The organism is Pseudoduganella sp. R-34, from assembly GCF_049904655.1.
Lineage (GTDB): Bacteria > Pseudomonadota > Gammaproteobacteria > Burkholderiales > Burkholderiaceae_D > Rugamonas.
On the sequence record NZ_CP184572.1, the window covers coordinates 1,219,514 to 1,239,447 of the forward strand.

Genomic DNA, 19,934 nt, shown 5'->3' on the forward strand with positions numbered 1-19,934 from the left:
AATGCGGCAAAAACAGAGATTGAACTGAAGAGTTTGATCCTGGCTCAGATTGAACGCTGGCGGCATGCTTTACACATGCAAGTCGAACGGCAGCGCGGGCTTCGGCCTGGCGGCGAGTGGCGAACGGGTGAGTAATATATCGGAACGTACCCAAGAGTGGGGGATAACGTAGCGAAAGTTACGCTAATACCGCATACGATCTAAGGATGAAAGCAGGGGACCGCAAGGCCTTGTGCTCCTGGAGCGGCCGATATCTGATTAGCTAGTTGGTGAGGTAAAGGCTCACCAAGGCAACGATCAGTAGCTGGTCTGAGAGGACGACCAGCCACACTGGAACTGAGACACGGTCCAGACTCCTACGGGAGGCAGCAGTGGGGAATTTTGGACAATGGGGGCAACCCTGATCCAGCAATGCCGCGTGAGTGAAGAAGGCCTTCGGGTTGTAAAGCTCTTTTGTCAGGGAAGAAAAGGGTCTGGCTAATATCCAGATCTGCTGACGGTACCTGAAGAATAAGCACCGGCTAACTACGTGCCAGCAGCCGCGGTAATACGTAGGGTGCAAGCGTTAATCGGAATTACTGGGCGTAAAGCGTGCGCAGGCGGTTTCGTAAGTCTGTCGTGAAATCCCCGGGCTTAACCTGGGAATGGCGATGGAGACTGCGAGGCTAGAGTTTGGCAGAGGGGGGTAGAATTCCACGTGTAGCAGTGAAATGCGTAGAGATGTGGAGGAACACCGATGGCGAAGGCAGCCCCCTGGGTCAAAACTGACGCTCATGCACGAAAGCGTGGGGAGCAAACAGGATTAGATACCCTGGTAGTCCACGCCCTAAACGATGTCTACTAGTTGTTGGGTCTTAATTGACTTAGTAACGCAGCTAACGCGTGAAGTAGACCGCCTGGGGAGTACGGTCGCAAGATTAAAACTCAAAGGAATTGACGGGGACCCGCACAAGCGGTGGATGATGTGGATTAATTCGATGCAACGCGAAAAACCTTACCTACCCTTGACATGGCAGGAATCCTGGAGAGATCCGGGAGTGCTCGAAAGAGAACCTGCACACAGGTGCTGCATGGCTGTCGTCAGCTCGTGTCGTGAGATGTTGGGTTAAGTCCCGCAACGAGCGCAACCCTTGTCATTAGTTGCTACGCAAGAGCACTCTAATGAGACTGCCGGTGACAAACCGGAGGAAGGTGGGGATGACGTCAAGTCCTCATGGCCCTTATGGGTAGGGCTTCACACGTCATACAATGGTACATACAGAGGGCCGCCAACCCGCGAGGGGGAGCTAATCCCAGAAAGTGTATCGTAGTCCGGATTGTAGTCTGCAACTCGACTACATGAAGTTGGAATCGCTAGTAATCGCGGATCAGCATGTCGCGGTGAATACGTTCCCGGGTCTTGTACACACCGCCCGTCACACCATGGGAGCGGGTTTTACCAGAAGTAGGTAGCTTAACCGCAAGGAGGGCGCTTACCACGGTAGGATTCGTGACTGGGGTGAAGTCGTAACAAGGTAGCCGTATCGGAAGGTGCGGCTGGATCACCTCCTTTCTAGAGTCGGCATCAGACTCAAACGTTCACACTTATCGACTGTTGTAATACGAAGAACAGCAATGTTGGGGCTGTAGCTCAGCTGGTTAGAGCACCGTGTTGATAACGCGGGGGTCGTTGGTTCGAGCCCAACCAGCCCTACCAAACCAATGGGGGATTAGCTCAGCTGGGAGAGCACCTGCTTTGCAAGCAGGGGGTCGTCGGTTCGATCCCGTCATCCTCCACCAAGTTTTCAAACGTAAGCGTAGCCGCTTAGGTTTGAACGCTTAAATGTTCATCGTTCTTTAATAATCTGGAAGAAGTAAAAGTTTTATTAAGCGATATCGAAAGATATTACTTAGGGTAGTAGTAAAACTCATCAAACACAGTAGTAAGTGCTTGAACTTATAGCCGTCAAGGTTATAGGGACAAGTGAATAAGTGCACATGGCGGATGCCTTGGCGATTACAGGCGATGAAGGACGTAGAAGTCTGCGATAAGCTTCGGGGAGCTGACAAACAAGCTTTGATCCGAAGATTTCCGAATGGGGAAACCCGGCCTTATAGGTCATCACTCACTGAATACATAGGTGTGTGAAGCGAACGCGGCGAACTGAAACATCTAAGTAGCTGCAGGAAAAGAAATCAACCGAGATTCCCAAAGTAGTGGCGAGCGAAATGGGAAGAGCCTGTACGTGATAGTCGTTCTGATAGTGGAATCCTCTGGAAATAGGAGCCATAGCGGGTGATAGCCCCGTACACGAAATCAGAGCGGTGGTACTAAGCGTACGACAAGTAGGGCGGGACACGAGAAATCCTGTCTGAACATGGGGGGACCATCCTCCAAGGCTAAATACTCGTAATCGACCGATAGTGAACCAGTACCGTGAGGGAAAGGCGAAAAGAACCCCGGGAGGGGAGTGAAATAGATCCTGAAACCGTGTGCATACAAACAGTCGGAGCCTCGTAAGGGGTGACGGCGTACCTTTTGTATAATGGGTCAGCGACTTACATTCAGTGGCGAGGTTAACCAGATAGGGGAGCCGTAGAGAAATCGAGTCCGAACAGGGCGCCAGTCGCTGGGTGTAGACCCGAAACCAAGTGATCTATCCATGGCCAGGTTGAAGGTGCGGTAACACGCACTGGAGGACCGAACCCACTAATGTTGAAAAATTAGGGGATGAGCTGTGGATAGGGGTGAAAGGCTAAACAAACTTGGAAATAGCTGGTTCTCTCCGAAAACTATTTAGGTAGTGCCTCAAGTATCACCGACGGGGGTAGAGCACTGTTATGGCTAGGGGGTCATCGCGACTTACCAAACCATTGCAAACTCCGAATACCGTTGAGTGCGAGCTTGGGAGACAGACATCGGGTGCTAACGTCCGGTGTCAAGAGGGAAACAACCCAGACCGCCAGCTAAGGTCCCAAAGATTGGCTAAGTGGAAAACGAAGTGGGAAGGCTAAAACAGTCAGGATGTTGGCTTAGAAGCAGCCATCATTTAAAGAAAGCGTAATAGCTCACTGATCGAGTCGTCCTGCGCGGAAGATGTAACGGGGCTAAGCCAGTCACCGAAGCTGCGGATATCCGTAAGGATATGGTAGGAGAGCGTTCTGTAAGCCTGCGAAGGTGTCTTGTAAAGGATGCTGGAGGTATCAGAAGTGCGAATGCTGACATGAGTAGCGATAATGCGGGTGAAAAGCCCGCACGCCGTAAGCCCAAGGTTTCCTGTTCAACGTTCATCGGAGCAGGGTGAGTCGGCCCCTAAGGCGAGGCAGAGATGCGTAGCTGATGGGAAGCAGGTTAATATTCCTGCACCGTCGTATGATGCGATGGGGGGACGGATCGCGGAAGGTTGTCTGCCTGTTGGAATAGGCAGTTCCTGGTTCATAGAAGGCGCTTAGGCAAATCCGGGCGCGTAATTCAAGGGACTGGGACGAGCGAGCTTGCTCGCGAAGCAATCGGAAGTGGTTCCAAGAAAAGCCTCTAAGCTTCAGTCATACGAGACCGTACCGCAAACCGACACAGGTGGGCGAGATGAGTATTCTAAGGCGCTTGAGAGAACTCGGGAGAAGGAACTCGGCAAATTGGTACCGTAACTTCGGGATAAGGTACGCCTCGGTAGCTTGACCACTTTACTGTGGAAGGGCGAAAAGGTTGCAATAAACTGGTGGCTGCGACTGTTTAATAAAAACACAGCACTCTGCAAACACGAAAGTGGACGTATAGGGTGTGACGCCTGCCCGGTGCTGGAAGATTAAATGATGGGGTGCAAGCTCTTGATTGAAGTCCCAGTAAACGGCGGCCGTAACTATAACGGTCCTAAGGTAGCGAAATTCCTTGTCGGGTAAGTTCCGACCTGCACGAATGGCGTAACGATGGCCACACTGTCTCCTCCCGAGACTCAGCGAAGTTGAAGTGTTTGTGATGATGCAATCTACCCGCGGCTAGACGGAAAGACCCCATGAACCTTTACTGTAGCTTTGCATTGGACTTTGAACCAATCTGTGTAGGATAGGTGGGAGGCTTTGAAGTAGGGACGCCAGTTCCTATGGAGCCATCCTTGAAATACCACCCTGGTTTGTTTGAGGTTCTAACCTTGGTCCGTAATCCGGATCGGGGACAGTGCATGGTAGGCAGTTTGACTGGGGCGGTCTCCTCCCAAACGGTAACGGAGGAGTTCGAAGGTACGCTAGGTACGGTCGGACATCGTGCTAATAGTGCAATGGCATAAGCGTGCTTAACTGCGAGACCGACAAGTCGAGCAGGTACGAAAGTAGGACATAGTGATCCGGTGGTTCTGTATGGAAGGGCCATCGCTCAACGGATAAAAGGTACTCTGGGGATAACAGGCTGATTCCTCCCAAGAGTTCATATCGACGGGGGAGTTTGGCACCTCGATGTCGGCTCATCACATCCTGGGGCTGTAGCCGGTCCCAAGGGTATGGCTGTTCGCCATTTAAAGTGGTACGTGAGCTGGGTTTAAAACGTCGTGAGACAGTTTGGTCCCTATCTGCCGTGGGCGTTGGAAATTTGAAGGGGGCTGCTCCTAGTACGAGAGGACCGGAGTGGACGAACCTCTGGTGTACCGGTTGTCACGCCAGTGGCATTGCCGGGTAGCTAAGTTCGGAAGAGATAACCGCTGAAAGCATCTAAGCGGGAAACTTGCCTTAAGATGAGATTTCCCGGAGCCTTGAGCTCCTTGAAGGGTCGTTCGAGACCAGGACGTTGATAGGTCAGGTGTGGAAGTGCAGTAATGCATTAAGCTAACTGATACTAATTGCCCGTACGGCTTGTCCCTATAACCTTGACGGTTATGTAGCATTTACACAGTGTTTGAGAACCCTACCCCCACTTTACTTCTTCCACGATTGTTGACAAGTCATGCCTGATGACCATAGCAAGTCGGTCCCACCCCTTCCCATCCCGAACAGGACCGTGAAACGACTCTGCGCCGATGATAGTGCTGCAACCAGTGTGAAAGTAGGTTATCGTCAGGCTCTTATTAGAAAAGCCCGCCAGGCATGAATGCCGGCGGGCTTTTTGCTTTTCTACTTCAGGCTCCCGCATGCAGCGTCAGTGTGAACTCGACGCCGCCAGCCACATTGCGCACAGCTACTGTGCCGCCCATCTTGGCCATATAAGTCTTGACGACGAACAGGCCTTGGCCGCGATTGGCGCCTTCTTCCTGGCCCGATACGCCATACTCGAATACCTTGTCGATCAGCGCCGGCGCGATCGAGGCGCCTTTGTTATGGATTGCCAGGCTGGCTGTGCGCTGGTCTGACGTCAACGTCATCGTGATCGGGGTGCCCGGCGTTCGGTGGCGGTTAGCGTTGTTCAAGATGTGGGTCACCACATCTTCCAGCGAATAAGGATCGGCGCGAACCATGGCGGGCGTTCCGCCCTGGTAGCTTACGTCGGCAATGCCGACACAAGGTGCGTTGGCTGCCACATCGCGCAGGAAGGCGTCGAGGTCCAGGGTTTCCAGCTGCAGGGTGGTCGACTGAAATGCCTCGCTGGGTGATGCTTGTCCATAAAGTACACGTACTGCCTGCTGCATGCGGTGAATATAGCGCCCACTTGGGTCATGCTCGCCACCGTGCAGCGCCATCAGCGACTGTAGCGGCGACATGATTTCGTGGCCGACTGCGTGCCACATGTCTCGCTCCTGCTCGGCGCGAATCGCTTCCTTCTCCACGTCCTCGCGCACTCGCCGCAGCAGGTCGTGCAGGCAGTTGGCCAGCACACCCAATTCGTCGCGGCCGCGCAGGTCGGACAAGTCAAATTCATCGAGCGCTCCGGCAGTCTTGACTGAGCGTGCTACTTTGTCGGCGCGTTTGGTCAGGATGCTGATTGGGCGGATGATGCCAGCTTCCACTACAAGCCAAGCCACCAGCAATGCACCAAGGATGGCGCCGACAAACCAGGACACACGGGTGGCCACCACGCTCAAGGTGTCGCTGACGCTGCGCGCATCTCCGCTCAATTCAATTTCGAAATTGCCAAGCGGTGTAGGCACGCTGGCGTGGGTTTGCAGTGCCTTGACGGTGGTGTCGACTGGCAGGTGGCGTACCAGGGTAAGCAGGGCGTGCCAGCTCTGGTCGCCACTGCTGCTGGCTGCCGAAAGGGTCAACACTTCCTTGCCTTGCTCGGTGCGGATGCGCAGGGTTTCACCTGGCAAAAGCAGCGACTGCAGGTCGCGCAGGGAAAACAGCGGCGTGGCCTGGTCGCGTGTCGTGTCCAGCAGCGCAGGGCCATCGCCTGGCGGCAGTACTGCCAAGTCAACGTTGATGTTGGCCAAGTCCGCTGGCGGCCAGGCTGGCCGGGGCTTGGCAAAAAGGGCGTCTTGCAGCACCCCGACCGGCAGCCGGACAGAGAAGAACGTGCTGTGCGCGCAGCCAGGCGTGCCTTCAGGTGCGCAAATCGGGCTTTGCCAGATCCAGCCGCGGAAATCCTTGACCGGACGGGCATGCGGCTGGCCTGCATCGGCCGCTGTGTAGCCGGTCAGGCGGCCGCGTATGCCGCCGTTTGCCGGGTCGCCGGTCTGTTCGAAAGGAGCGATCCAGTGGTACTCCTGGCCACGCAAGCTTACCTTCACGTCGACGCGGTGAGCCCCTTCGATTGACTCTTCGCGTATCGGGTGGGCCGCAAGCAGTGGAGCATGGAAGGTCCCGGCGACGTAGATAAAGCCGCCTGCCCAGGGATTGTTCCCGATGCCGACACAAAGCGTGCCCTTGTCGCTGCGCGGTGCAGCGCAGCCGGCCATGGAGATCGCTTGCTGCACCTTGGCCTGGTCGTCGAAATCCAATGCGGCATAAGGCAACAGTACCGGATGAAGGCCGGGGTTCTGACCCACAGTTGGATTCAGCAGGGCGAGCTGCCCGGTTGGATGGCGCAGCGTAGCGGCGATCTGCTCGCGTGTCTTGTGGAAGGAGTGCTCGTAAGCCTGGTAGCTGAGCTGCTTCTCCTGCTGCAGCACGGATACCGCCAGGCCGACTGTGGCGACTCCCAGTAGCGGAAAGGCCATGCGCAATACGATGCGCAGTCGGTATGGCGTCAGCAGGGAAATGGGGTTCATGCCTGGTCGGTCCAGCGGAAACCGCGCATCGGGATGTTCTCGATGCACTCGAAGTCCGGATCGATTTCGCGGAAGGCGTCGCGAATGGTGCTCACATGCTTGCGGATATTGTCGCGGTTGCGCCCACTTTTCACCACTTCAAACAGGTCTTCGTAGGACACCACCTGGCCGCGCCGCTCGAACAGTGCTGCGAGGATGCGCTGCGCCGTCAGCGGCAGGTTGATGCGTTGTCCGCGCCAGGTGGGCGTGCGCTGGCGCAGCGGATCCATCGCAAGCTCGCTGGCCGGGGCGGCGGGCTTGCTGTCTTTTGCAGCGCGCAGGATCTCCAGGAAGGTTTCGATGAAGTCGGCTTCTTCGAAAGTGGTTTTTTGCAGGTAATCCCAGGCGTCCAGCGCTTTCATGATCGAGCGGTAGATAGCTGCCGGCATGGCCGACACCACCAACACCGGCGTCGCATGGCGCTTGTTGATGGCGTTGATGACGGCGACGCCGGCGTGGCGCTCGCGTCCCAGTTCAATGTCCAGTACCACCAGGTCATAGCGTTCACGGGCGATGGCTGCCTCGGCGTCGTCGCGGTTGAACCACTGGTCGACCTGGATGCCGGGGCGGGCCGCGGCAATCCAGCCGGCAAGCTGGTTGCTGGTGGGGAGATCGTCTTCAATGATGGCTACGCGTGTCATGCAGGAAGTATTACCCAAAAGCCCGGCCGCCGGCGTGAATTTTTCTTCACAGGCCGGAAGGGAGTGGGCAGGCGGCAGCATTGAACGTTCGCGGCCTGCGGCCGGAAGATTGCTGCACCGGCGCGGTGCCGGGCCAACCAACCAGAAAGGCAATCATCATGAACAACCGGATCAGTACGATGCTGCAGGCGATTCGCTCGACGCTCGGCCGTGCTGCCAGCAGCATTCATCTCCCTTCCGGCGCCCGCAAGGGCGTCGTGCTGCTTGCCGTGACCGGCGCCGCCGCTTACGGTTTGTACCAGTTCCCTCCAATGCGCACGGTTGGCCGCGGCGAAGTGGCAGTGCGTACCAACCACCTGACCGGCGATACGGCGATTGTGCGCGAAGGCCTGGCGCTGGACCTGCCCGGCATCCATGAATTGCGCCTGCTGTCGCTGCGCGACCAGACCTATCGCCCGGCTGCTGCCGGCGAGACTCCCTTCCAGTCAGGGGAAGGCTTGTCTCTGGGTCTGGACATGTCGGTGCGCTATGGCCTGGACCAGGCCCGCCTTGAGCAATTCGCGTCCAAACTGCCGGCCGATATCTCGCGCGACGTGGTAGCGCCCGATGTGGAAGGGGTGATCTACAAGATACTGACGCGCTACACGGTGCGTGAAATCTTTTCTTCCAAGCGCGCCGAAATCCAGCAGGCCATTGAGGCTGAACTGAAGCCCAAGCTGGCTGCTGACGGCCTTGTGCTGCGCAGCGTCACCATCGGCAAGGTCGTGCTGCCGGAAGATTTCAAAGCCGGCATGGAGAAACTGCTGGCCGAAGAGCTGGCGTCCGAAAAAATGCGCTACACGTTGGAACTGAAAGAAAAGCAGGTGCGCCAGACCGCGCTCGAAGCCGAGGCTGAAAAAGTGGCGCGCGAAAAGGCCGCCGAAGCTGCCGCTTCCGAACAAGTGATTGCCGCCCGGGCCCAGGAAGAAGCCATGCGCCACGTGCTGCCGTTCAAGGAAAAGCAAGTCAAGCAACGTGAACTGGAAGCAGAGGCTGAAAAGACGGCCCGCATCAAGACTTCGGAGGGCAATGCCCAGGCCCGCATCATCGAAGCTGCCGGCGAAGCGGATTCGCGCCGCAAGCTGGCCGACGCCGAAGCCTATCGCCAGGAACTGGTGGGCAAGATCGCCAGCGCCCAGATGGAGCGCGACGGCGAGCTGCTGAGCAAGCATCCGCTGCTGATCCAGAAGACCATGGCCGACAAGCTGTCGGACAAGGTGTCGGTCATCATCGCGCCGCCGCCGGCCGATGGCGGCTTCATTGGCTCGACGCTGGTGGGTGCGCCGAAGACCGCGCACGCCGAGCGTATTGCTGCCACCGCTGGAGAATAAGCATGGCCGCCTCAATGCTTGCCGCCACCCTGGCCTTGGCCATCGTCGCCCAGGACCAACTCCCGCTGCGGGCGGCGCCGCGCGAATCAGCCCAGGCCCAGGCCGTGCTGTGGCAGGGCGACGCGCTGGAAGTGCGCGGCACCCGCGGCGATTTCCTGCAGGTGTACGACCATCGCCGCGAGCGGGCCGGCTATGTGCGCGCGAGCCGCGTGCGGCAAGTCGGCTTGCAGCCTGCTGCCGCGCCGGAGCTGCTGTCGGTGCTGCGCTTCCTGCGCGATACGCCGGGTTCCGAGGCGCTGGGCATCAGCTACGGTGCTGCCTACCTGAAGGCCGCCGCACCGCAAGCCATCGATGCTGAACCGTTTGATGCGATCGGCAGCATGGCGGAGCGGCTGGCGGCGCGTGCTTCTTCCAAACTGGCGCCGCAGGCCGAGACGGCGCTGGCCGCCCACCTGGAAGTGGTGGCCAGCTATGGCGTGGCGATGCGCAGCTACGAGAATGACGGCAAGATGCGGGTCTGCTACGACGGCGACGCTTTTCGCCGCGTGCTGGCGGTCGCCGCCAGTGCCGAGCAACGCTACCGCGCGGCGCTGGCGTTGAGCAACGGCGCCTGCATCGATCCAGCGCTGGGCGTCGTGCAGCGCGCCGAGCATGACCGCTGGCGCGCCGAACTGCTCGACACGGTGGACCTGGCGCGCCTGCCGGAACACATGAAGAACCGCATCCATATGCGGCGCGCGGCAGTCTGGTCGAGCGTGGCGTTCCAGCGCGCGCGCAAGGGCGAGGATGCGTCGCAGGCAGCCGGCCGCGCGGAGCAGGCGCTGGCGGCAGTCAACAAGTCAGAACTGGCGGACGAAGACAATGCTGCGTATGCGGAAGCCGGCGTGCGGGTCGGCGCGGTGCGCTGGGCGCTGGAACCCACCCCGGCGCCGGCGCAGGGCAAGACGGCGCCCCAGCTGGCAGTGACTTCCGCCGCGGGCCGGCCGGGCGAAACTTGCGTCAGCTTGCAAGGCGGCGGCAAGCAGCTCGCGAGCCGCTGTACCTGGGGTGTGGCGTGGATGGCGTCGGCGCGCGTGCATCCGCAAGGCACGGCGTTGGCATTGGCGGTGCAGCCGCTCGATGGCTGGCGCGAAATGTGGCTGTTTCGCCGCCAGGGCGAGAGTTGGGTGATCGACGTGCTGCCGCCGGCCTCCAGCGATCCGGACATCGGCTACGCGGAATTCGCGGGCTGGGTGCCGGGCACCGCCAAGATGCTGGCGGCGCGGGAAGTGCGCGCCGAGGGCAAGTTCCGCCGCAGCTTCGAGCTGCTGGACATGGCCACGCTGGCAACTGAACGCGGCGCCGACAGGCCGGAATCGCTGTCCACTTTCTACAAGTGGCAGGACCCGGCCTGGAAACGCCAGACGGTCAGCCTGCGCTGATTACTGCGGACGGTAAGTCACCTTCAGGTTATAGGTCCCGGCGCTGTAGCCGTTCAACATGACGTAGACGTCGCCATTGGCCGTGACACTGGTGCTGCAGGTCTCGGTCGCAGTGGAGCCGTCCGACTTGCAGCTGTAGCTGCTGGTGGTCGGCAGCGAACCTTTGCGGACATACAGGTCGATGTCGCCGGTGCCGGTGGTTTCAGCCTTGAAGGTGCCAACGCCTGCCTTGAACGGGCCGAAGGTTTTCTTCTGGTTCAGGGTCAGGCTGCCGCTGAAGGTTTCGACCGTGTCCGGCTGAACGATGACAGGACCGTCGCTGCCAAGTTCCACCGCAAAAGCTGCAGCCAGCTTGGCGAACTTCAGCGCATGGTCGGCCTGGTTGCCTGAATTGGCATAGGTGTCGTTGGACGTATGGATGTAAGGGTTATCTTCACCCATCAGCGTTTCGAACGGTATCGAGGCCGGGAAGCCCTGGTTCTGCCAGGAGGCATGGTCGGAGCAAGCGTAACCGCAGGAGCTGTAGCCCACGGTGACGCTCGGCTGGTAGGTCGACATCAGGGAGGCCAGGAATGTGTTCTGCTGGCTGTCCGTGTAGTCGGTGTAGATCCAGACATCCTTGGCCGAACCGCGGTAGTTGGTCATATCCAGCTGCAGCACGCCGACCACGTTGACGTTGTTCGCCTTGAAGTTCGCCGCGATATCCTTGGAGCCGAGCAGGCCGGCTTCCTCCGCCGCATAACCCATGATCTTGATGGTACGGCGCGGCTTGTAGCCGGCGGCGATCATGGCGCGCACCGCTTCGGTCAGGCTGGCGATGCCGGAAGCGTCATCGTCGGCGCCGGGCGAGCGTGAGGTCTCGCCATTGCCGCTCATGTTGATGCTATCCAGGTGGCCGCCCATGACAATGACTTCGGAAGCATTGTCGGTGCCGTTGATGGTCATGATCACGGACTTCTGGTTATAGCCCGAGTGCGTGTACTGGCTCACGCTGATGTCGCTGCGGCCCGCAGCCATGCTGGTCCACTTCTGCGCCAGCCAGTTGGAGGCATTGGCGCCATTGGTGGTGCGGTAGTAGCGGTTCGCGAAGTTCGACATGTCGATGATGGTCTGCGCGATGTTCGAGGCCTGCATCGTCGGCAGAATTCCGTTGACAGCGGTCTGGTTATCGATGGCGTAGCTTGGGCGGCTGACGGCCAATGCCAGCGGCTGCACGGTGCCTGCCTTGACCAACGCCTGGCGGCCTTCCTCCTCACTGGCATGCACGATGAAACCACCGCAGCGCTTCAATTCCTTGTGGATGGCGGCCGACAGTTTCAGCATGGTTTCTTCGTCGATTTGCACCAGATGGACTTTCTCCTTGCCCTGGCCTTGCTTGCTCTGCTTCGCAACGGCTTGCGGCGCGGCGGCTTGCAGCTTGGCGTAAGCGGCGTCGCCGAGGGTAATCCAGGTGGGGGCTGCATTTGCTGCGCTGGCTGCAAAGAGTCCTGCGGCCAGTACGACTGGGGTGAATCTCTTCATGTCTGCTCCTTTGCGCAAAAAAAAATGCACCCGGGGCGGGTGCATTTGTCAAAAATCTTAGCAGATTATTGGTTTCGCACGATTGTGTACCAATTTGATTTGCCTCAACTGTCGCAGAAATGCCGCGCACATCATGGAAGCGTGCACTTTTCTGAGGGAGGAGGAAGACCATGAAAGCGCAACTGCTGGCCGCATGTGCGGCCATATTCCTCACTGCCTGCAGTGGCAAGGGCAGTAACGGCGGCACGCCGGCACCACAGTTTGCCGCGGAAGTCACCCGTACCAGCTATGGCGTGGCGCATATCCAGGCCAAGGATTTCGCAGGCGTCGGCTATGGCCTGGCCTATTCTTTTGCCGAAGACAATATCTGCATGTTGGCCGACAGCTTCCTGACGGTGCGCGGCGAGCGCTCGCGCTACTTCGGACCGGATGCCCACGCGACAAAGCCCCTCAACGGCGAATATGGCGCCGCCCTTGATTTCATGGATTTGCGCAACGAAGATAGCGACTTCTTTTTCAAAGGCTACCTGGATATCGAGAAGCTACGGGCCGGCTATGCCGCCGGTTCGAGCGAAATCCAGCAACTGCTGCGCGGCTATGCCGCCGGCTACAACCGCTATCTGCGCGAGCATGGTGCGCGCCTGCCCGAGGCCTGCAGGAATGCGGCCTGGGTCAAGCCGATCAGCTTTGACGACGTGATGCTCCTGATCGCGGAGAAGGCATTGCATGCCACGGGTGAAGTGTTTGCCGCCGAAATCGTGGCCGCAGCGCGCGATGTAGGCGGCAACGTTACCCTGGCTTTGCAGGAAGGCCCGGTGGATGCGCCACCATCGGGCGAGCCGTACGTCATGCCAACCCAGGGCGCGATGGCCAGCAACGCACTGGCAATCGGCAGGGAAGCCAGCAGCAACGGCCGCGGCATCCTGTTGGGGAATCCACATTATCCATGGACCAGCACCGACCGTTTCTACCAGCTGCACGTCACGGTGCCGGGCAGCTACGATGCAATGGGCGTGAGCCTGGGCGGCCTGCCGCTGGTGGTCATCGGCTTCAACAAGGACCTGGCCTGGACCCATACCGTGACCAAGGCGGTGCATTTCACCACTTTCCGCCTGCCCCGCGACGGCGCCGATCCCATGCGCTACGTGATCGACGGCGTGCCGCAATGGCTGGAGACCCGCACGGCGGCAATCGATGTGCTGCAGCCGGATGGCAGCTTGCTGAAAAAGAGCAAAGCCTTCTACTTCAGCAAACTGGGCGCCGTGCTGGCGGTGCCTGGCAGTCCGCAGGGGCAGGGCGGCCTGCTGGTGCTGGGCGACCCAAATCGCAACAACACGCGCTTGATGGAGCAATGGCTCGCCATCGGTCGCGCCAGCAGCGTGCAGGACTTGCAAAAACAGCTCGGGCGGCTGGTCGGCCTGCCTTGGGTGAACACGGTGGCCGCAGACAGGAACGGCGGTGCTTTCTATGCCGATGCCAGCGTCGTGCCGCACCAGGGCGCCGATCAGTTCAGCGGCGATTGCCTGTTGCTGGCGACACTGCTGATGTTCGACGGGGCGCGCTCATCCTGCGCCTGGGGGCACGATGACGATGGCACGCCGGACGGCATATTCGGCGGCGCCAATGCACCAAGCATGCTGCGCGCAGACTATGTGGCAAATTCCAACGACGGCTATTGGGTCACCAATGCGCGGCAATTGCTGGTCGGGCCGACGCCGCTTGGGTATTCTCCCTTGTATGGCCCTGTGGGTGTGGCGCAGCACCTGCGCACGCGCAGCGGCTTTATCGGCATCGAGGACATGCTGGCGCAGCGCGGCCATGTCGGGCAGGAGGACCTGCAGGCGCTGATGTTCGCCAATCGCGTGCTGGCGGCGGAACTGGTGCTGCCGGAACTGGTCCCGGCCTGCATGGCCAGTACCGACGACTTGCTGCTGCAAGCTTGCACCGCGCTGGCGACATGGGACCGCAAGGCGGAGCTGGACAGCCGCGGCGCCGTGCTGTTCCGCGAATTCTGGAACAGCGCCGCCAAGCTGCCGGCGATATGGTCGCAGGCATTCGATGCAACCGATCCGCTGCACTCGCCGCGCGGCGTGGCGCCGGCAGCAATACCTGCCATGCTGGCGGCGCTGAAGGACGCCGCTGTGCGATTGCGGCAGCTTGGCGTGCCGTTTGACGGGCGCCTGGCCGATTTCCAGGTAGAGCCGCGCAACGGCCAGCGCTTCCCCATCCACGGCGCGATTGGCGATATCGACGGCAGTTACAACTCCATCCATATGGCCGGCGAGCTGGGAACTTCGGGCTACGAGCGGGTGACCTGGGGCACCAGCTATATCCACCTGGTCAGCTTCGACGAAGATGGGCCGCAGGCGCGCGGCCTGCTGGTCTACGGGCAGTCCACTGACCCGCGCTCGGCGCATTATGCCGACCAGCTGCCGCTCTACGCCGAAAAGCGCCTGCCCCTGCTGCCCTTCACGGCAGCCGCCATCGCCGCCGACCCGGCGCGCCGCGTCAGGCAATTGCGAGAATAGTGACTTAGTGCAACTCCGCACACCGGGCTTGCCAGTCACCGGGCATGGGCATACGATGGGCGCATGAGCCCACAGCGCATCGAGCCGCCGGCGCTGCTCTTCATCGAGGGCGACCTCACGATCCGGCGCGTGCAGGAAATGAAGGACGTGCTCCTGGCACGCCTTGCCCAGTCACAGGCGCTGGAAGTGGACCTGGCTGGCGTGACGGAGATCGACACGGCCGGCGCCCAGCTGTTGCTGATGGCGCGCCGCGCCGCTCAAGCCAGCCGGAAGGAGCTGCGGCTGGTCGCGCACAGTCCCGCTGTCGTCGCGCTGTTCGAGCTGCTGCGCATCCAATAGGAAGGCACCCCCATGGACCTGGACGAAGGCTTGCTGGCGTTTGTCACCGAGGCGGGGGAGTTGCTGGCCGAGATGGAAGCCGGCTTGCTGAAGCTGGGCGAGCCTGCCGTGCAGGAGGAAGCCGTCAATGCCATTTTTCGCGCGGCTCACACCATCAAGGGAACGGCGGGACTGTTTGGACTGGATTACGTCGTGCTGTTCACGCATGCAGTGGAAAGCGTGCTGGAAGAAGTGCGCAACGGTGCCCAACCGCTCGATGGCGAACTGGTAGCGCTGCTGCTGGAATGCGCCGACCAGATTGGCGCGATGGTGCGCGATGTCGAGCGAGGCGGACGGGGCGAGCTGGGCGAACGGTGCCGCCCGCAGCTCGATGCACTGCATGCCTATCTTGCCCCGGCGCCCGCCCTGTTGCCGATGGCGGCGTCCTTCGGCGCCGCGGCCGATATTGGTGAAAGCGGCCGCTGGCTGGTGTCGCTGGAGTTCGGGCGCGATGTCTTCCGGCAGGGCATGGACCCGGCTTCCTTCATCGCCTATCTCGGCCGCCTGGGGCGAATCGTGGCGCTGGCCACGGTCGATGGCGGTTTGCCCCCGCCGGGGCAGATGGACCCGCAAAGCTGCTACCTTGGTTTCGAGATCGTGCTGGAAACGGCGGCAAACGCCGAACAAATCAGCAAGGTGTTCGAGTTCCTGCACGATGAATGTATTTTGCGGCTTCTGCCGCCCGGCAGCGGCAATGAGGACTTCCAGCGCCTGGCCAATATCTTGCCGCTGCACGGCGCCGCCATCGCGGAAGTGCTGCAGGCCAGCGCCCTCGGGACGGTGGCGCCGCCGGTTGCAGCGCCACCGGCGGCGCCTGGCGTTGCCGCAGCAGCGGCGGGGCCGCGAGAAAGCCGTACCATCCGCGTCGACGCCGAGCGTCTCGGCCAGCTGATTACGCTGGTGGGAGAGTTGATCATTGCCAGCGCACGCACCCAGATGATAGGCGGCCGCTTCAAGGACGCCGACCTGCAGGACAGTACTTCCGCGCTGGCTGGCCTGGTGGAGCAGGTGCGCGACAGCGCCCTGCAATTGCGCATGGTGAAGATCGGCGCCACGTTCAACCGTTTCCAGCGGGTGGTGCACGATGTGGCGCGCGAAATCGGCAAGGATATTCGCCTGGTCCTGGGCGGCGAGGACGTGGAGCTGGACAAGACGCTGGTGGAGCGCATCGGCGACCCGCTGACCCACCTGGTGCGCAACGCCATCGACCACGGCATAGAGGCGCCCGAAGTACGGCGCCTGCGTGGCAAGCCTTTGCAGGGGACCGTGTTCCTGAACGCCTTTCACGACTCGGGCAGCATCGTGATCGAAGTCGGCGACGATGGCGGCGGCCTGCAGCGCGAACGCATCATTGCCAGCGCCATCGAGCGCGGCCTGCTCGGGCCGGAGCAAAGACCCGGCGACAGCGAAGTGTTCGCGCTGATATTCGAGCCGGGCTTCTCGACCGCCAGTGCGGTGACCAGCCTGTCGGGGCGTGGCGTCGGGATGGATGTGGTCAAGCGCAATATCGAAGCGCTGCGCGGCAGCATCGCCATCGACAGCGAAGCTGGCCGCGGCACCACGGTACGGGTGCGCTTGCCGCTGACGCTGGCCATCATGGACTGCATGCTGGTGACGGTTGGCAGCTCGCGCTTCGCCATCCCGCTCGGCACGATCGAGGAATGCGTGGAGCATGAGCGTGGGGAACGGCGCGGCTTCGTCGACTTGCGCGGCGAGGTGCTGCCAACGGTGGCCCTGCGCCGGTTATTTCGCCTGCAAGGCGTAGCTCCCTGCCGCGAAAGCGTGCTGGTGGTGCGGCACGCCGGCCAGCGCGCCGGGCTGGTCGTCGATAGCCTGCAGGGACAATGCCAGGCGGTGATCAAGCCCCTCAGCCCAGTGTTCAGCGCCATCTCCTGCCTCAGCGGGTCGACGGTGCTGGGCAGCGGCGACGTGGCATTGATCCTGGACATACCGGCCCTGCTCAAGCAACTGCAGGCAAGGCAAGCTGGAAACCTGGCGGCATAGGAGCACGACGATGCGGCGAAAACTGACGGTGGGTATGCGCCTTGGCTTGCTGGTCGGGGTGCTGGTGATGATGATGGCGGGCATCGGCTACGCCGGCATGCGCGGCATTGAGTTCAGCAATGCCCGCCTGAAAACAACCTATGAGGACCGGACGGTGGCATTGATCTACCTTGGCAAGGTCAATGAATACATGCTGCGCACCCGCCACCGCATGGTGATGACCGCCGCGGCCGCCAGCCCGGCCGAGGTGGAGGCTGCCCAGCAGGGCGATGCCTCGCACCAGGAGTTGATCCGCAAGAACTGGAGCGCGTACATGGCTACCTCGCTGACGCAGCAGGAGCAGCAGCTGGCGGCGCAGTACACGGTAGCCTGGAGCGGCTGGCAGAACATGCGCAGCGCCATCATCCAGAAGGCGCGCGCCGGCAAGCATAAGGATGCGCTGGAGGATGCGCGCGGCGCCGACGTGCAGTTCCGCGCCGTGCTGGCAGCCATGGGCAAACTGATCGACTTGCAGGAGCGGGTAGCGCGCGAAGAATACGAGTCGGCCATGGCGCAGGCCAAGGCCACCATGCGCACCAACGCCATGCTGTTGGGCGGCGGCCTGCTGGCGGGCATCGTGCTGTCGGTGTGGATGATACGGGGCCTGTTGCGCCAACTGGGCGGCGAGCCGGATTACGCGGCCCACATCGTGCAGGAGGTCGCCGAGGGCAACCTGGCGGTGCAAATCAAGCTGCGGAAAGGGGACAAGGCCAGCCTGCTCGCGTCCATGAAACAGATGGTCGACAAGCTGTCCGGCGTCGCCTCGGAAGTGAGCAACGGTGCGCTGGCGCTTGCAGCGGCGTCGGAGCAAGTCAGCGCCACGGCGCAATCCCTGTCGCAGGCGGCCAGCCAGCAAGCAGCCAGCGTGGAGGAAACCAGCGCTTCGGTGGAAGAAATGAGCGCCTCCATCGGCCAGAACACGGACAATGCGCGCCTGACCGACACTACTGCCTCCAGGGCGGCTGGCGAGGCGGGAGAAAGCGGCGAGGCGGTGCGCAGCACGGTGAGCGCCATGCGCGATATCGCCAAACGCATCGTGATCATTGACGATATCGCCTACCAGACCAATTTGCTGGCGCTGAATGCCGCCATCGAAGCGGCGCGCGCCGGCGAGCATGGGCGGGGCTTTGCCGTTGTCGCGGCGGAAGTGCGCAAGCTGGCGGAGCGCAGCCAGGTGGCGGCGCAGGAAATCGGCGACCTGGCCAGCGGCAGCGTACAGGTGGCGGAACGGGCCGGCGGCCTGCTCGACGCCATGGTGCCGGCCATCCAGCAGACTTCGCGCCTGGTGCAGGAAATCGCCGCCGCTTCGATCGAACAGGCGACGGGGGTGGGCCAGATCAACATGGCAATGGGGCAGTTGAACCAGTCGACGCAGCAGAATGCCGCCGGAGCGGAGGAGCTGGCGTCCACCGCAGAAGAAATGAGCAGCCAGGCGGAGGAGTTGCAGCAGCTGGTGCGCTTCTTCCGCGTCGCCCATGACGAAGCGCCGCGCCGCACTGTTGAGACGAAGCCCCCGGCCGGCCAGCGGGCGCCGCAGCGCCGGCTGGCGCGGGTGCCGCCGCTGGATGAAAGCAACTTCACGCGATTCTGAGGGCAGGGCATGGAAGCAGAACACCAGTACTTGAGTTTCCGCCTTGGCGAGGAAACGTTCGGGCTGGGGATCCTCGGCGTGCGCGAGATCATCGAGTACGGCGGCGTGACCGACGTGCCGATGATGCCGTCCTGCGTGCGCGGCGTGATCAACCTGCGTGGCGCCGTGGTGCCGGTGCTGGACCTGGCCGCGCGCTTCGGGCGCGCCCCGTGCACAACAGGACGGCGGAGCTGCATCGTCATCGTCGAATGCGGGCAGGCGCCGGAGCAGCAGGTGCTTGGCCTGCTGGTCGACGCGGTGAATGCGGTGCTCGACATCGACGCAGGGCAAATCGAACCTGCGCCCGGCTTCGGAGCGGGGCTGCGCAACGACTTCATCACTGGCATCGGCAAAGTCGATGGTAAATTCGTCATCCTGGTCAACCTGGAGGCCGTGCTGAACGTGCCGGAGATCGCCGCAATGGCGGGAGATGTGAATTGATGCAGACAGTTGCTCCCCTGACGGATCGCGAATTCGTGCAATTCCAGCGCTTCATCCACGAAGCGGCCGGGATTTCGCTGTCGGAGGCCAAGAAGCCGCTGGTGTCGGGACGCCTCGCCAAGCGCCTGCAGCACCTGCAGTTCGATAGCTACGGCTCCTATTTCGCGTTCATCGCCAGCGGAACGGCGCCGGAGGAAACCCAGATCGCGATCGACCTCCTGACCACCAATGAGACTTACTTCTTCCGCGAAGCCCGCCATTTCGAGCATTTGCGCACCGTGCTGAAGGAACGCCGGCAGGACGGGGCGCCGTTCCGGGTCTGGAGCGCAGCCTGCTCCACAGGGGAGGAGCCGTATTCGATCGCCATGGTGCTGGCCGACCTGCTGCCGCCACAAGGCTGGGAGGTGCTCGCTTCCGACGTCAGCGCGCGCGTGCTGGAGACGGCGCGCCGGGGCCACTACCCGATGACGCGCGCCGCCCATGTTCCGCCGGAATACCTGCGCCGCTTCTGCCTGAAGGGCATCGACGTCGAAGACGGTACGCTTCTTGTTTCACGCGTGCTGCGCGAATGCGTGGAATTCGCCCAGATCAACCTGAATGCGGCGCGCCTGCCGGCGCTGGGCAGGTTCGAGGTGGTATTCCTGCGCAATGTGCTGATCTACTTTGACGGCGAAACCAAGCGGCGCGTGGTGCTGCGCGTGCTCGATTACCTGCGCCCGGGCGGCTACCTGTACATCGGCCACTCAGAGAGCCTGCACGATATGGGGCTGCCGGTACGCGGCGTTTCCCCGGCAATTTATTGCAAGGAATGAG

11 protein-coding genes, 2 tRNA genes and 3 rRNA genes are annotated in these 19,934 nt (G+C 61.3%); 13 read left to right on the forward strand and 3 right to left on the reverse strand.

What is annotated here, in order from left to right:
* Positions 1-21: 21 nt before the first annotated feature.
* The 5 genes from ACN9MW_RS05670 (at position 22) to rrf (ending at position 5,028) form a co-directional block, all read left to right on the forward strand.
* A 16S ribosomal RNA gene (locus ACN9MW_RS05670) occupies positions 22-1,552 on the forward strand.
* A gap of 67 nt (positions 1,553-1,619) precedes the next feature.
* Positions 1,620-1,696: transfer RNA gene (locus ACN9MW_RS05675), tRNA-Ile, on the forward strand.
* Positions 1,697-1,703: 7 nt separating this feature from the next.
* Positions 1,704-1,779, forward strand: a tRNA-Ala gene (locus tag ACN9MW_RS05680).
* A gap of 178 nt (positions 1,780-1,957) precedes the next feature.
* Positions 1,958-4,829 (forward strand): 23S ribosomal RNA (locus ACN9MW_RS05685).
* A gap of 86 nt (positions 4,830-4,915) precedes the next feature.
* Positions 4,916-5,028: ribosomal RNA gene (gene rrf, locus ACN9MW_RS05690) — 5S ribosomal RNA — on the forward strand.
* Together the 16S, 23S and 5S rRNA genes with 2 tRNA genes alongside form the textbook arrangement of a ribosomal RNA operon.
* Before the next feature lie 56 nt (positions 5,029-5,084).
* Here rrf and ACN9MW_RS05695 read toward each other — a convergent pair.
* Both ACN9MW_RS05695 and ACN9MW_RS05700 read right to left on the reverse strand, forming a co-directional pair.
* Positions 5,085-7,109 (reverse strand): sensor histidine kinase, encoded by a 2,025-nt coding sequence (locus ACN9MW_RS05695; RefSeq protein ID WP_426168459.1) that lies wholly within the window; start codon positions 7,107-7,109, stop codon positions 5,085-5,087.
* Positions 7,106-7,789 carry a response regulator transcription factor gene (locus tag ACN9MW_RS05700; protein ID WP_426168461.1) on the reverse strand — a complete coding sequence of 228 codons (684 nt, stop codon included), beginning with the start codon at positions 7,787-7,789 and terminating at the stop codon, positions 7,106-7,108. Before ACN9MW_RS05700 ends, ACN9MW_RS05695 begins: the two co-directional genes overlap by 4 nt.
* A 158-nt stretch (positions 7,790-7,947) precedes the next feature.
* Between ACN9MW_RS05700 and ACN9MW_RS05705 the strand changes: the two genes are divergently transcribed.
* Both ACN9MW_RS05705 and ACN9MW_RS05710 read left to right on the forward strand, forming a co-directional pair.
* Entirely contained in the window at positions 7,948-9,159 is a 1,212-nt protein-coding gene (locus tag ACN9MW_RS05705; protein ID WP_426168464.1) for an SPFH domain-containing protein, read from the forward strand.
* A gap of 2 nt (positions 9,160-9,161) precedes the next feature.
* Positions 9,162-10,580 (forward strand): hypothetical protein, encoded by a 1,419-nt coding sequence (locus ACN9MW_RS05710; RefSeq protein WP_426168467.1) that lies wholly within the window; start codon positions 9,162-9,164, stop codon positions 10,578-10,580.
* Here the strand turns inward: ACN9MW_RS05710 and ACN9MW_RS05715 are convergent, their stop codons facing one another.
* Complete coding sequence (locus ACN9MW_RS05715; RefSeq protein ID WP_426168470.1) at positions 10,581-12,101, reverse strand: M20/M25/M40 family metallo-hydrolase; 1,521 nt, start codon at positions 12,099-12,101, stop codon at positions 10,581-10,583.
* A gap of 170 nt (positions 12,102-12,271) precedes the next feature.
* On the opposite strand from ACN9MW_RS05715, the gene ACN9MW_RS05720 reads away from it, so the two are divergent.
* The 6 genes from ACN9MW_RS05720 to ACN9MW_RS05745 all read left to right on the forward strand — a co-directional run bounded on the left by ACN9MW_RS05720 (position 12,272) and on the right by ACN9MW_RS05745 (position 19,933).
* Positions 12,272-14,629, forward strand: coding sequence for a penicillin acylase family protein (locus ACN9MW_RS05720; protein ID WP_426168472.1), 2,358 nt, complete (start codon positions 12,272-12,274; stop codon positions 14,627-14,629).
* A gap of 63 nt (positions 14,630-14,692) precedes the next feature.
* Positions 14,693-14,968, forward strand: a complete 276-nt coding sequence (locus ACN9MW_RS05725) for an STAS domain-containing protein (protein ID WP_426168475.1) — start codon at positions 14,693-14,695, stop codon at positions 14,966-14,968.
* A 12-nt stretch (positions 14,969-14,980) separates the two neighbouring features.
* The gene (locus ACN9MW_RS05730) at positions 14,981-17,011 is read left to right on the forward strand and encodes a chemotaxis protein CheA (RefSeq protein WP_426168478.1); all 2,031 of its coding nucleotides are present in this window, start codon (positions 14,981-14,983) and stop codon (positions 17,009-17,011) included.
* Positions 17,012-17,021: 10 nt separating this feature from the next.
* A complete protein-coding gene (locus ACN9MW_RS05735) occupies positions 17,022-18,641 on the forward strand; it encodes a methyl-accepting chemotaxis protein (RefSeq protein ID WP_426168480.1) in 1,620 nt (539 codons plus the stop codon).
* A gap of 9 nt (positions 18,642-18,650) precedes the next feature.
* Positions 18,651-19,121, forward strand: coding sequence for a chemotaxis protein CheW (locus ACN9MW_RS05740; protein ID WP_426168482.1), 471 nt, complete (start codon positions 18,651-18,653; stop codon positions 19,119-19,121).
* Positions 19,121-19,933, forward strand: a complete 813-nt coding sequence (locus ACN9MW_RS05745; RefSeq protein WP_426172117.1) for a CheR family methyltransferase — start codon at positions 19,121-19,123, stop codon at positions 19,931-19,933. The genes ACN9MW_RS05740 and ACN9MW_RS05745 overlap by 1 nt, the downstream gene beginning before the upstream one ends.
* The last annotated feature ends 1 nt before the right edge of the window (position 19,934 follow it).